Origin of the sequence: Xanthomonas sp. 3058 (assembly GCF_014199765.1) — a bacterium.
In the GTDB taxonomy this organism is placed as follows: domain Bacteria; phylum Pseudomonadota; class Gammaproteobacteria; order Xanthomonadales; family Xanthomonadaceae; genus Xanthomonas; species Xanthomonas campestris_B.
The window spans coordinates 47,170-59,681 of record NZ_JACHOF010000004.1 but is presented as its reverse complement, the minus strand read 5'-3'; the positions used below and the strand labels follow the sequence as shown (position 1 = coordinate 59,681).

The window sequence follows — 12,512 nt, the reverse complement described above, 5'->3', positions numbered from 1 at the left end:
TTCATCCAGACATTCGAAGGATCACCCATGAACCTTGTCCAAGCTTCAAGCCAGGCCACCGGCCCGGCAACCGCCAACGCGCACCGCCGCGGGCTCGATCGCATGGTCACCCATGCACTGTCGGCAGCGCTGCTGCTGGCGCTGGCTCCATCGCTGCATGCAGCGCCGCCGTCGGGGGGCGTGGTGACCACCGGCACGGCCACCATCGATCAGTCCGGCGGGAACACCCGCATCACCCAGACCACGCAGAAGGCGTCGATCAACTGGCAGGACTTCAGCATCGGCTCCGGCGAATCGGTGCAGTTCGTGCAACCTGGCGCCAGCTCCATCGCGCTCAATCGCGTGCTCGGGGCGAACCCGTCGCTGATCCTTGGCAACCTCTCCGCCAACGGTCAGGTATTCCTGCTCAATCCCAATGGCATTCTGTTTGGCAAGGGTTCGTCGGTGAACGTCGGCGGACTCGTGGCCTCGACCATGAACATCAGCGACGCCGATTTTCAGGCGGGACGATACGCCTTCACCGGCGCAGGTTCCGGCTCGGTGGTCAACCAGGGCAACATCACCACCGGTGATGGCGGCTACGTGGCACTGATGGGCAGGAGCGTCAGCAACCAGGGGCTGATCGTCGCCCGGCTGGGCACGGTGGCGCTGGCAGCAGGCGAGGCCGTCACCCTGGACATGGCCGGCGATGGACTGTTGAACGTGGCGGTGTCGGCGGGCGCAATGAATGCGCTGGCCGAGAACGGCGGGATCGTCCGCGCCGATGGCGGCCGCGTACTGATGACGGCGCAGTCCGCCGACATGCTGATGCACACCTCGGTCAACAACACCGGCGTCGTCCAGGCGCGAACCATCGAGCAACGCAACGGCACCATCCTGCTGCTGGCAGACATGCATAGCGGCACGGTCACGGTCGGTGGCGTGCTGGACGCCAGCGCACCGAACGGTGGCGACGGAGGCTTCGTGGAGACCTCGGCCGCCAAGGTCAGCGTTGGCGCAGGCGCCCGCATCACCACCGCTGCGGCCGCTGGCAGGAACGGTCGCTGGCTGATCGATCCGCAGGACTTCACAGTGGGCAGCGCACCCGGCGACAACATCGCCGGCTCCACGCTGTCTGCCCAGTTGGTGACCAACAATGTCGAGATCACCACCAGCGGAGCGGGAACCGAAAACGGCGACATCTTCGTCAACGATGCAATCGTCTGGTCAGCCAGCGGCGGCCCCACCACGCTGACGCTGACCGCCAACCGCAACGTCGACATCAATGCGCCCATCAACGCCACCAACGGCAACTTGGCGGTGTGTTGCGGCCAGGACGTCAACGTCAACTCCGCCATCACCACCACCAACGGCAGCGTGCTGCTCAGCGCAGGCCGGGACATCAACCAGCGTGCGTCGATCACGGTGACCGACGGCAACCTGATGATGTGCGCGGCCAATAACGTCAACATCAGCGGTGCCATCACGCTCACTCGCGGCACCAACGATCCTACCCGCAGTCTGGGCTTGCCGCTGGGCGTGACCCTGAGCGCGGACACCGACGGCACCGGCCCTGGCATCGAAGGCGGCACAGTCGTGTTCGACGCACTCGCGCCGCCCGCTGCAGTCACCGTTGCTCCAGTGAGGATCTACTACAACCCCGTCTCGTACACGACGCCGACCGACTATTCCACCCGCTTCACGCTGACCCAGGGTGCCGCGCTGAGCCAAGCGATGCTGGTGTTCGCAAACGGCGGTGACAAGGCCTTCAACGGCACCACCGCGACCACGCTGTCCGGGCTGAAAGGCAATCCCGATGGGGTGGTCCTGGTCGCCGGCCCGGGCGCCAGCGCCAATTTCGACACCGCCGATGCGGGCAGTGGCAAGGGCATCAGCTTCACCGGCTATACCCTGGCCGGAACCAACGCCGGGGCGTTCGCACTGCCGTTGAACTGCTGCGGCACGGTTGTCGCGCATACCACGGGCACCATCACCGCCTTGGTGCCGACGCCTACCACGCCGACTATCCCTACGAATCCCACAACGCCTACCACGCCTACTACCCCTGCTAATCCAACTACACCGACCACGCCTACGACACCCACAAACCCCACAAACCCCACAACGCCCGGCACGACCACGCCTACGACACCCACAAACCCCACGACGCCCGGCACGACCACGGTACCGGGCACCCGCGAGCCCTTCTTCGTGCCGCCGCCGCGTCCCGAACTGCCGCTGTTGCCGCCGCAAACCCTGCTGGTGGTGACGCCGCCGGAAGAACCGCCGCAAACGCTGTCGTTCGTGACGCCGGAGCCGGTACCGGTACCGGTCAAAGCGCCCGCGTACGTAGCGCCGATGCGCGCCCCCAAGCCGTACCGTAACTAGCATGGGGAGCGCAGTCGACTCACCGCTAGCCTTTCGGCCGCTGCGTGGTCTGCGCGCAGCGGCGAAGCGGGTAGGTGTCGCGGCGCTGCTGACGGTGGCGCTGCAGACCGCGATGGCGGCGGAAAGCGCACCGGCCGTGGCCGCAGCCCCGGCGGCGGTCACGGCCGGCACGGGGCCACAGCTGGCTGATTTCAGGGGCGCGGACACGTCACCCGAGGCCAGGGGCGTCGCGGACTGGGTTGTGCACTCCAGTGACAACGCCGGCATGCCGTATCTGATCGTGGACAAGGTCCAGGCCCGCGTGTTCGTGTTCGACCGGCTCGGGCAGTTGCAGGGCAACGGGCCTGCGTTGCTCGGCATGGAACGCGGCGACGGCACCGTCAATGGGATCGGCAAGCGCCAACTCGCGTCGATAGCGCCCAACGAACGCACCACGCCCGCGGGCAGATACGTGGCATCCCTGGCCCTGGATCTAAAGGGAAAACAAATCCTGTGGATCGACTACGACTCGGCGCTGGCGCTGCACCCCATTGCCAAGGGCACGCCAGCGGAGCGGCGCGCCGAACGCCTGGAAAGCGTCACCCCGGCGGACAACCGAATCTCCTATGGCTGCATCAACGTGGCGGCCGCCTTCTTCGAACGGGTGGTCAGCCCCACCTTCGCGCACAGCAACGGCGTGGTCTACATCCTTCCGGAGACGCGCTCTGCGCACGAGGTTTTCGGCTCTTACGACGCGGATGGGACAGCAACATCGGTGGGGATCGCGCCGCATTGAGCGCTCCAAGACGTCACCGCTAGGGCAGGGCCAGGACAGGCTAGCTCCTTGGCGCCTTCATCGCGCCCACGTTTTCCTGGCGCTGCTGCGGTCGGTCAGGGACCGGAAAAGCAAAACTGCGAGCCGTTGTTCCGGTACTTGCAGCGAAACGACATGGTCGGCTCGACGCAGCACCGACTGTATCGCTGGCATTCGCTCACGCACACCTTCAAGCCTCTGATCGATATCGGCTCGCACACCTGCAACACGCTTCCAGATGACGCGAGTGCCAAGGCCAGCAACGGCAAGACGGATTGAGCGGCGACGTGCGGCAAGCGCAACCCCAACTCGCACCGGGGCACATCGCGATAAGCAAGCACCATGTGCACGAGCACAATGAAGCGCACCACTCCCCGCGTCATTGTTGAGCAGGCGAGCGATTGCGGAGCGGTAGACCCGGCTGAAAGCCATGCTGGAATTGGTGGGCCGTGATGGATTCGAACCATCGACCAAAAGATTAAAAGTCTTCTGCTCTACCGACTGAGCTAACGGCCCCCTGACCCGACTGCGCGCCGGGGTGCGCATTCTACCCTACCCTGGCGTCAAGACGAAATCGCGTACCGGGTCGGGTCCGGAACACCGGCGTCGGCGAAGCCGGCGGCGCGCAGGCGGCAAGCGTCGCAGTGGCCGCAGGCGCGCCCGTCGGCATCGGCGCGATAGCAGGAAACGGTCAGGCCGAAGTCCACGCCCAGGCGCAGGCCTTCGCGGACGATGTCGGCCTTGCTGAGAAATTGCAGCGGCGCGTGCACCCGCAGTCCGGCGCCTTCGACGCCGGCCTTGGTGGCCAGGTTGGCCAGGACTTCGAACGCACGCACGAATTCCGGCCGGCAATCGGGATAGCCGGAATAATCGACCGCATTGACCCCGCAGAACAGGTCGTTGGCGCCGACCACTTCGGCCCAACCCAACGCCAGCGACAACATGATGGTGTTGCGCGCGGGCACGTAAGTGACCGGAATCCCTTCGCCGCCGGCATCGGGCACATCGATATCGTCGGTCAGCGCCGAGCCGCCGATACTGCGCAAGTCCACATCGACAACCTTGTGCGCGACCACCCCTTGCGCGGCGGCGACCCGTGCAGCCGCATCCAGTTCCGATGTGTGCCGCTGGCCATAGCGCACGCTCAATGCGTGCACCGTAAAACCCTGCTCCTGGGCGAGCGCGACGACGGCGGCGGAGTCCATGCCTCCGGACAACAGAACAACGGCTTTTTTCATGGGATCAGGCACCAACAATGGGAGCGGAAGGCTAGCAGGCCCGCCGCATGACGGCGACGCGGCGGCCCGCTGGCGAATGCAACGCGGTGGCACGGGCGATGCCGGAGCAGTGCCGACAGCATCCTACGGCTGACAGGTGGCAAAAACGCAGTCGACGAACTCGACGTAACCCCGCAGTAGCGCCGCGATCGGGTACCAGCGTCCAACCCTCCGGACTCGGCAACGGCGACGCCAGGCATGCACCCTACGCCGCCCGGCGAGCTCGGCCAAGCCGCCGCACCAGCGCATCGGTGCCAGCCATCCCCATTCCACTGTCCCCACCCGCTCAGCCGCGCAGTCTCAGCGGCCCGGCTCATCGTTCCATAGCAGCTTGTGCAATTGCATCTGGAAGCGCACCGGCAGGCGATCGGCCACTATCCAGTCCGCCAATGCGCGTGGGCTCACTTCGCTCTTGCTGGGCGAAAACCACACTGTGCAACGACGATCCAGCGCGTGCGCAGCGACTACATCGCGCGACCACTCGTAGTCCGCGCGGCTACAGATCACGAACTTGATCTGGTCGCGTGCGGTCAATAGCGGCAGGTTGTCCCAGCGGTTGCGCGCCTCTTCGCCGGATGCCGGCGTCTTGATATCGACCACGCGCGAGACGCGCGGATCGACCTCCGAGACGTCCAGCGCGCCGGAGGTTTCCAGTGAGACATCAAAGCCGGCATCGCACAATTTCTGCAGCAGCACCAGGCAGCGCTTCTGCGCCAGCGGCTCGCCGCCGGTCACGCAGACGTGACGCACACCGTGACCAGCCACCTCGGCAACGATCGCATCGATATCGTGCCACTGCCCGCCATGGAAGGCGTACGCGGTATCGCAATAGTGGCAACGCAGTGGGCAACCGGTCAGGCGCACGAACACTGTCGGCCAGCCGGCGGTGTCGGCCTCGCCCTGCAACGACAGGAAGATTTCGGTGATCTTCAATCGCGGCAACGGCGACTGGACGATCTCGCTGGGGGCGGCGGCGGCATTCATGGACAAAGTATGCGCCACGCCGAAAGGCGTGGACGTGCGGACTCAGCGCAGTTGCTGGCCGAGGCGGATGGACTGCAGGCGTTCCTGGGCGACACGTGCAGCGTCGGAGCCCGGATACTGCGATGCGACCTGTTGCAGCGTCTGCTGGGCTTCGTCGTTCTTGCCTTCGCCATACTGCGACAGGCCGAGCTTCAACAGGCCGCCAGCGGCCTTGTCATGCGTGGGATAGCGGCTGACGAGATCGCGGAACTGCACCTCGGCCAGCTGGAAATTTCGGGTGGCGTAATAGCTTTCGCCCAGCCAATACAACGCATTGGGGGTGTAGACGCCGTTGGGGTAGAGCTGGAGAAAGCTCAAGAACAATTGCGAGGCATCGTCGTACTTGCCGTTCTTCAACGCATCGAATGCGACGTTGTAGGCGGTACGTTCGTCGCCACTGACGGCCAGGGTGCCTGGGTCGCCATGGACGGACGGCGGCTTCTCGGAAGTTGCCGCCGCTGCAGGCCGCGCGGCCGGAGCCGGGGCGGGGGTGGCGCTGCCGTTGGCCGGAGGCAATGGCGGTGTTGCACCACCTGCACCTTCCAACCGATTCAGACGCCCGTCCAGGTCCAGATACTGGTCCTTGGACTGTTGCTTGAGTTGCTCGTTGTCGTGCTGCAGCTGTTCCACCGTCGCTCGCAAGCCCTGCAGGTCCGAACGCGCCTGCTGCAGCTGATTGAGAAGATCGGTGTTGGCCTGACTGTTGGCCTGCTGCTGCTCGAGTACGGCCACACGATCAGCGAGACTGGCCCGCTGTGCGTATGCCGGCGCGGCGACCACGAGGGCCGCCGCGACGAACAGGGATGTCACTCGAAAGCGCATCGCTTCTTACTGAGCCGTGTACACGATTTCGACGCGGCGGTTCTGCGACCAGCAGCTTTCGCTGGTTTCGGTGCAGACCGGACGCTCTTCACCGTAGCTTACGACGGTCAGCTGGCTGGCCGAACCACCGGCAGCCTGCAGCGAGGACGACACGGCGTTGCCACGGCGCTCGCCCAGGCCCATGTTGTACTCACGCGAACCGCGTTCGTCGGCATTGCCCTGCAGGGTGATGCGCGAGGACGGACGGTCACGCAGGTACTTGGCGTGGCAAGCCATGATGGCCTGGAATTCCGGCTTCAGGGAGTCCTGATCCAGATCGAAGTAGACAACGCGCTGGCGCAGGCAGGCATCGGTATCCAGGTCGCCCGGGCCGTACAGGCCAGAGGTGGACGGACCGGTCGGAGCAGTGGAACCGGCGGTGGTATCAGTTGCAGGAGGCGGAGTTTCCTTCACCTTCTTCGAGCAACCAGCCAGCACGGCGACGGACAACAGGGAGACAAGCAAGACGCGGGTGGACTTGTTCATGGGATACCTATGGAGGCTCTGGGCCAATGAGTGGTTTAACGCAGCGAAATATTAACATTAATGCGCGGTTCGGTAAGGCCCCCATGCGGGTTCTCTTACATCTCCATCGGCCAGGACCAGACGCTGGCGGACGCGAGCGTCGGAAGACACGGCGTAGAGCACGCCCCGGCCACCCTCACGAGCGGCGTACAGGACCATGCTGGCGTTGGGCGCGAAGCTCGGCGACTCGTCCAACGAACCCGGCGAGAGCGTGCTCCAGCTAGGCGAACCCAGGCTGCGATCCATCATGGCGATGCGGTAGCTATTGCCACTGCCCTGCGCCACCGCGATCTTCTTGCCGTCGAACGACACGCTGGCGGTGGCGTTGTAGTTGCCCTGGAAGGTCACCCGATTGGCGCTGCCGCCGCTGGCAGCCACCTGATAGATCTGCGGGCGACCGCCGCGATCGGAGGTGAAATAGATGCTGCCGCCGTCCGGCGCCCAGGTCGGCTCGGTGTCGATGCCGAAGTGGTTGGTCAGCTGGGTCAACTGCTTGCTGCCCAGATCCATCACGTAGATTTCCGGGTTGCCGCTGCGCGACAGCGCCAGCGCCAGGCGGCGACCGTCCGGCGAGAACGAGGGCGCACCGTTGATGCCACGGAAGCTGGAGACCAGTTCACGTGCGCCGGTGGAGATGTCCTGCAGATAGATCGACGAATTGCCGCGCTCGAAGCTCACGTAGGCCAGCTTCTTGCCGTCCGGGCTCCAGTTCGGCGACAGCAACGGCTCGGCCGACCGCACGATGGTCTGCGGGTTGTAGCCATCGGAATCGGCCACCATCAGCGCATACCGCATCGCGCCGCCCTTACCGCTGGCAGTCACGTAGGCGATACGGGTCCAGAACGCGCCGCGCACGCCGGTGATCTTTTCGTAGATCGCATCGGCCATCTGATGCGAGACATCGCGCATCGCGTTGGCGCGCGCAGTCATTGCCAAGCCGAGCATGCGCTCGCCCTTGGCGACGTCGAACAATTCGTACTCGACGCGGTAAGCGCCCTCGCCCGCATCCATCACGCGACCGACCACGATGTAGTTCTGCTTGAGGGTGCGCCAGGTCTGGAACTGCACTTCGGTGCCGCGCACCGGCTTTTCGACGATCTGCGCCGCCGGCAAGGTGCGGAACTGACCCGAACGATCCAGGTCGGCGCCGACCACGGCGGACACATCGGTCTGCGGGGCAGTACCGGAACCCTGGTAGGGCATGGGGATGACGGCGATCGGCGTGGCCGAGGCACTACCGCCCACGATATCGATGGTGAGCCCTTGCTGCTGCGCGAATGCGCTCAGCGGCAACAACAGGACAGTCAAGGCAGCTAGCCAACGCAGTGGTTTTTTCATGGACGGCTCGGATGGGCGGGAAAAGTGTGCAAGGGATACCAATCAACGAGTGAACATACTCGCAATCGTGAACGAGACAGCGTGAAAATGGAGCGAGCGGTCGAGCACCGTCATCTGCGGGCTCGGCGCGCGTACCGGCCACGCCGCGCAAATCGATCGCTCGACAACGCGGCGTCCGTGCATCCCAGCCGGCACACCACCCACTCAATCCAACCGAGGCGCGGCGCCAACTGCGCTGCCGCACCTCGTCCTCCCAGGCCAGCGTCTACTGGTCCTGCGGAGTGAATACAAAGGTCAGATTGCGCTCGAACACCGACTCGAACCCGCGATACGGCAGCGGCTGCGCACTCAGCACCGCAGCCTCGATCGACCGCTGGCCGGCTTCGTCGTACGGGCAACCCGGCGCAACCTTGGCCTCCATGACCGTGCCACCGGGCAACTGGCGGATGTTGATGGTGCACTTCTGACCCGGCGGCACCGACGGCGGGCGCACCCACTGCGACAGCACCTTCTGCTGGATCGCGGCCGCGTACTTGGCCGACAGGTCGGTATTGGTACCGCCCTGCCCTGCTGTCGGTTGCGCGGTGGCAGCGGCAGCCGACGAGGCTTGCTGCGCACGCGCAGCAGCGACCTGGCGCAACTTCTGCTCGGCCAGCGCCGCTTCCTTGTCGGCCTGGGCGCGCTGACGGCGGATATCGGCGATCTTCTTCTGGCGATCGGCGTCGGCAGCCTGCTGGGCAGCGGCCTGCTTCTTCTTGGCGTCGTCTTCTTCCTGCTGCTTGGCCAGGCGCAATTTCTGCTCGGCTTCTTCCTGGCGTTTGCGCTCGGTCAGGTCGATCTGTTCCTGGCGACGCTTGGCCTCCTGTTCCTGCTTGGCCTTTTCGGCAGACAGCGCGAGCGCATCGACGCGTTCCTGATCGACCTTGTCCGGTTGCGCGACGCGCTCCTGTGCCTGTGCCTGCTGTGGCGTGGGCGCATCCTGCGGGCGCGGCTCGGGAATCGGCTGCGGCGGCGGCACGCTGTCTTCCGGCGCGGGTTCGGGCAATGGCGCGGGCGGTGGTGGCGTCTCTACCGGGGTCGCCTTCAGTGCCTGGCGTGCAACACGCGCCTCGGCAGCGGACACGTCCAGCGAGGCTTCCATGCTGGGATCGCCCGCGGCCGGTTCGACCGAGCGTTCGGGCGACCACAGCCAGCCGGCGATGAACACCAGCGCGACCAGCACGTGCACGACCAGGGCCAATACGACCGGTCGAAGCCAGCCATCCTCGCGCGCCGTCTGCGTGGGAAGTGCGTCAGCGTGCATCGCTGCCTGCAGTGGCGCCGGCGTCGGAAATCAGACCAACCTTCTCGACCTTGGCCTGCTTGAGCACATCGATGGCGTCCATGATTTTTTGATACGGGGCAGCGCGATCGCCAGCCACGACCACGCGCGCCTCCTTGTCCTGCGCCACGATGGCGGCCAGCTGCGCCTGCAGCGCGGCCACGTCCATCGCCTGCGGCTTGCCCTTGGGCAGCTGCAGCGCGAGCTGACCATCGGCAGCGACCACCACCACGATCGGGTCCTGCTTGCTCTCCAGCGCCTTGGCGCGTGAGCTCGGCAGGTTGACGTCGGTGCTGAGGGTCAGCAACGGTGCGGTCACCATGAAGATGATCAGCAGCACCAGCATCACGTCGATGTACGGCACGACGTTGATGTCGGATTTGAGCTTGCGCTTCTTACGGCGGGAAATACCGGAAATCATCGCGAAACGTTCCTATTGATCCCCCGCACAGGGATGTGCGGGCTCTTGCGAGGGACTCGCCCATCCAATCCCTCGCACACGCCTGTGCGAGCTGCCGCGAGTGGCTCGCCTGTCCAATTCCTGCGCGCTGGCACACAGGCGTGTGCAACCGCCCCGCCTGCCACGTCCACGCACAGGAACGTGCGGGCGATGGCGAGGGGCTGGCCTACGCGCCAGCTGTCGCAGGGCACGCGCATCACTCGTCCGCGCCAGCCTGGCGCTGCAGGATCGAGCTGAACTCGTCGGCGAAGGTCTCGTAGCGCACCGACAGCCGTTCCACACGGGTGGTGAAGCGGTTGTAGGCCCACACTGCGGGAATCGCCACGAACAGACCGATGGCGGTGGCGAACAAGGCTTCGGAGATGCCCGGCGCCACGGCCGCGATACCGGCCTGCTCGCCGCTGCTGACCATGTCGTGCATGGTCACCATGATGCCGAACACGGTGCCCACCAGGCCGACGTACGGCGCAGTGGAACCGATGTTGGCCAGCAACTCGAGATTGCGTTCGAGCTGATCGACTTCGCGGGTGAAGGCGGTGCGCATGGCGCGCTGTGCGCCTTCCAACTGCACACGCGCATCCAGCCGACGCCGGTCGCGTAGCCGCGAAAATTCGCGGAACCCGCTTTCGAACATCGACTCCAGACCGCCGACCGTGCGGTTGCGGTCGGTGGCCGAGGCGTACAGCTTGGCCAGATCGGCGCCGGACCAGAAGCGGTTTTCGAACTCGTCCGCCTCGCGGTTGGCTTGCTTGAAGGCGCGCGCCTTGCGGAAGATGATCACCCAGCTGATGAACGAGCCGATCAGCAGCAACAACACGATGATCTTGACCGGGATACTCGCCCGCAGGATCAGATCGACATAGTTGATGCTGCTGTTGTGCGCCACGCTGGCGGTCTGTGCCGCAGCGGCGGCAACGTCCTGCGGTAGTGCTTCCACTACCGTGTCCTGCAGGGCCAGGAGCAATGCAATCGACATCCGTTTGTTCCTCAGTAATCGGATTCTTGGGTTTCTAAAGCTTTCAACACGTCATACAGCGCATCGTCCATCCCACGCGGGCGGAAGTCGCTGGCGCCGAGTGCGGCAATACGCACCTCGGCGGTCAGCAGCACTTCGCCCTCGCGACGTACCGACTGCGCAAACAGCAGGCTGGCCCGTTTGCATTTACGCAAGACCGCCGACACTGACAGCGCGTCGTCGAGCCGGGCCGGCTTGAGGAAATCCAGTTGCATCGAACGGACCGCGAACACCAGATCGTGCTCCTGGCGCATGCGGTCCTGCCCGTAACCGAGTGCGCGCATCCACTCCGTGCGCGCCCGTTCCATGAAAGCGACGTAGCGCGCGTGGTAGACCACGCCCCCGGCGTCGGTATCTTCCCAATACACGCGTGTCGGCCAACTGAATACAGGCGGGGATTGGGGAATCGGGAGTCGGGAATCGGATGTCATGGGCACGGATGCTTGATCGAGACGGCCCGGGCGCGGGACTGACGGAGCGTCATCAGAACAGGTCTCCCGGCTCGCCGATGCCCGGAGAGCGATCGCGCGGTGGCTTCAGGCCCAGGTGCAGATAGGCCTTGGTGGTGGCCATGCGCCCGCGCGCGGTGCGGATCAGAAAGCCCTGCTGGATCAGGTAGGGCTCGATCACATCTTCCAGCGTGCCGCGTTCTTCCGACAGCGAGGCGGCCAGCGATTCCACGCCCACCGGGCCGCCATCGAAGTGATCCACGATCACCCGCAGCATGCGACGGTCGAGCTCGTCGAAGCCTTCCGGGTCGACCTTGAGCATCTGCATCGCCGCCTGCGCCACCGGCAGGTCGATATGGCCGGACGCCTTGACCTGGGCGAAGTCGCGTACCCGCCGCAGCAGCCGGTTGGCGATACGCGGGGTGCCGCGCGCTCGGCGCGCGATCTCGGCCGCGCCATCGGGCGTGCAGTCGATGCCCAGGATCGCCGCCGAGCGGATCACGATGCGGGTCAGTTCCTGCGGGGAGTAGAACTCCAGCCGCTGCACGATGCCGAAGCGGTCGCGCAATGGCGCGGTCAGCAGGCCGGCGCGAGTGGTGGCGCCGATCAGGGTGAACGGCGGCAGGTCGATCTTGATCGAGCGCGCGGCCGGGCCGTCGCCGATCATGATGTCGATCTGGAAATCTTCCATCGCCGGATACAGCACTTCTTCCACCACCGGTGACAGCCGATGGATCTCGTCGATGAACAGCACATCGTGCGGCTGCAGATTGGTCAGCAGCGCGGCCAGGTCGCCGGCTTTTTCGATCACCGGGCCGGAGGTCGAACGCAGGTTCACCCCGAGCTCGTTGGCGATGACGTGGCTGAGCGTGGTCTTGCCCAGGCCGGGCGGGCCGAAGATCAGCACGTGATCCATCGCCTCGCCGCGCGCCTTGGCCGCTTCGATGTAGATCTGCATCTGCTCGCGCACCGGCTGCTGGCCGAGATAATCGGCCAGGCGCTTGGGGCGGATGCTCGCATCGGCGGCATCGTCTTCGCGGGTGGCGCTGCTGGCGATGATGCGCTGTTCGGTCATCCCGCCAT

13 protein-coding genes and 1 tRNA gene are annotated in these 12,512 nt (G+C 65.4%); 3 read left to right on the top strand and 11 right to left on the bottom strand.

Annotated features, from left to right (window positions below; all coding sequences use genetic code 11):
* The first annotated feature begins 27 nt into the window (after positions 1-27).
* The 3 genes from GGR61_RS07430 to GGR61_RS07420 all read left to right on the top strand — a co-directional run bounded on the left by GGR61_RS07430 (position 28) and on the right by GGR61_RS07420 (position 3,439).
* Positions 28-2,367 (top strand): filamentous hemagglutinin N-terminal domain-containing protein, encoded by a 2,340-nt coding sequence (locus tag GGR61_RS07430; RefSeq protein ID WP_221237320.1) that lies wholly within the window; start codon positions 28-30, stop codon positions 2,365-2,367.
* Between the two features lie 94 nt (positions 2,368-2,461).
* A complete protein-coding gene (locus GGR61_RS07425; protein ID WP_221237319.1) occupies positions 2,462-3,142 on the top strand; it encodes a L,D-transpeptidase in 681 nt (226 codons plus the stop codon).
* 48 nt (positions 3,143-3,190) lie between these two features.
* A complete protein-coding gene (locus tag GGR61_RS07420) occupies positions 3,191-3,439 on the top strand; it encodes a hypothetical protein (protein WP_184620992.1) in 249 nt (82 codons plus the stop codon).
* Positions 3,440-3,600: 161 nt separating this feature from the next.
* Here the strand turns inward: GGR61_RS07420 and GGR61_RS07415 are convergent.
* From GGR61_RS07415 to ruvB, 11 genes are all read right to left on the bottom strand, one after another.
* Positions 3,601-3,676, bottom strand: a tRNA-Lys gene (locus GGR61_RS07415).
* Between the two features lie 47 nt (positions 3,677-3,723).
* A complete protein-coding gene (queC, locus tag GGR61_RS07410; protein ID WP_184407174.1) occupies positions 3,724-4,398 on the bottom strand; it encodes a 7-cyano-7-deazaguanine synthase QueC in 675 nt (224 codons plus the stop codon).
* A gap of 339 nt (positions 4,399-4,737) precedes the next feature.
* Complete coding sequence (queE, locus tag GGR61_RS07405; protein WP_184620991.1) at positions 4,738-5,421, bottom strand: 7-carboxy-7-deazaguanine synthase QueE; 684 nt, start codon at positions 5,419-5,421, stop codon at positions 4,738-4,740.
* 42 nt (positions 5,422-5,463) lie between these two features.
* Positions 5,464-6,282 carry a tol-pal system protein YbgF gene (ybgF, locus tag GGR61_RS07400; protein WP_184620990.1) on the bottom strand — a complete coding sequence of 273 codons (819 nt, stop codon included), beginning with the start codon at positions 6,280-6,282 and terminating at the stop codon, positions 5,464-5,466.
* Between the two features lie 6 nt (positions 6,283-6,288).
* Entirely contained in the window at positions 6,289-6,807 is a 519-nt protein-coding gene (gene pal / locus GGR61_RS07395) for a peptidoglycan-associated lipoprotein Pal (RefSeq protein ID WP_184407177.1), read from the bottom strand.
* Positions 6,808-6,864: 57 nt separating this feature from the next.
* The gene (gene tolB / locus GGR61_RS07390) at positions 6,865-8,184 is read right to left on the bottom strand and encodes a Tol-Pal system beta propeller repeat protein TolB (protein ID WP_184407178.1); all 1,320 of its coding nucleotides are present in this window, start codon (positions 8,182-8,184) and stop codon (positions 6,865-6,867) included.
* Positions 8,185-8,449: 265 nt separating this feature from the next.
* Positions 8,450-9,487 (bottom strand): cell envelope integrity protein TolA, encoded by a 1,038-nt coding sequence (gene tolA / locus GGR61_RS07385; RefSeq protein ID WP_184620989.1) that lies wholly within the window; start codon positions 9,485-9,487, stop codon positions 8,450-8,452.
* The gene (gene tolR, locus GGR61_RS07380) at positions 9,477-9,926 is read right to left on the bottom strand and encodes a protein TolR (RefSeq protein ID WP_184407180.1); all 450 of its coding nucleotides are present in this window, start codon (positions 9,924-9,926) and stop codon (positions 9,477-9,479) included. The genes tolA and tolR overlap by 11 nt, the downstream gene beginning before the upstream one ends.
* A 235-nt stretch (positions 9,927-10,161) precedes the next feature.
* A complete protein-coding gene (gene tolQ, locus GGR61_RS07375) occupies positions 10,162-10,941 on the bottom strand; it encodes a protein TolQ (RefSeq protein WP_003482569.1) in 780 nt (259 codons plus the stop codon).
* An 11-nt stretch (positions 10,942-10,952) separates the two neighbouring features.
* On the bottom strand, positions 10,953-11,411 hold the full coding sequence (gene ybgC, locus GGR61_RS07370) for a tol-pal system-associated acyl-CoA thioesterase (protein WP_184407181.1): 459 nt from the start codon (positions 11,409-11,411) through the stop codon (positions 10,953-10,955).
* Between the two features lie 52 nt (positions 11,412-11,463).
* Positions 11,464-12,504, bottom strand: coding sequence for a Holliday junction branch migration DNA helicase RuvB (gene ruvB / locus GGR61_RS07365; protein WP_184620988.1), 1,041 nt, complete (start codon positions 12,502-12,504; stop codon positions 11,464-11,466).
* Between the last annotated feature and the right edge of the window lie 8 nt (positions 12,505-12,512).